Annotated in this window: 1 pseudogene; it reads left to right on the top strand. The window is 25.2% G+C overall.

Annotated features, from left to right (window positions below):
* Positions 1 to 726: pseudogene (locus N1F73_RS03785) on the top strand (conjugation protein); the annotation flags it as partial.

The raw sequence follows: 726 nt of genomic DNA, 5'->3' as shown, positions 1-726 counted from the left end.
ATAATTGAGAAAAACATGTAGGTTATGAAATATCGACAACAATTGATTTTAATCGTTTTGAAGCTATGTATCAAAAGATAATGAGAAATAGTTCTCTTGATGTAAGTGTTAAAAATGAAATTAAAAGTCAGTGAGAAAATGCTAAATTAGGATTAATAAAAGGTAAGAGAGTTGAGATAAAATTACAAAACGATGATTATCAATATATTAGCTATGACTCATTTGAAGAAATAGAATATGACAGATGAGAATGGGTAAATGGTCGTTTAATTGATATAAATACACAAGACCAGGCAAAAAGACTGATTATTAATATTAGTGGCGAGTATGAAAAAGCACACGATAATTATGAGGAATTAAAAACTGGTTGATACAAAATTCAAAATGAAATTTTAGAAAATAAAACAGAATTTATGATTAGCTCTGATAGTGGTGGTAATTTAAATACTAAACCTAAATCAGGGTTTAAGTCTAATAAAAAATTTCTTGATGATTATATTAAAAAATTAAATGAAAATATAACCTCTGCAAAAATCAATATGCGATTAGTTTATAAGCAAGCTTCTAGCGATAAAATAAATCTTTATGTTATTTGAAATGGCGAAAAGAAATTATTAGCAGATAATGTTAAAGTTAAATTTAAACCTAATTCTAATTTTGAAGGTTTGCAAATAGATGAAAGATTAAAAATTGAATTAGGTAAGTGAGTAGATTTTGATGCAAAAA

It is taken from the genome of Mycoplasma sp. HS2188 (assembly GCF_025209835.1).
Classification (GTDB): domain Bacteria; phylum Bacillota_I; class Bacilli_A; order Mycoplasmatales; family Metamycoplasmataceae; genus Mycoplasmopsis.
The sequence above is the reverse complement of the archived record's forward strand: the minus strand, read 5'-3'. Positions and strand labels throughout refer to the sequence as shown.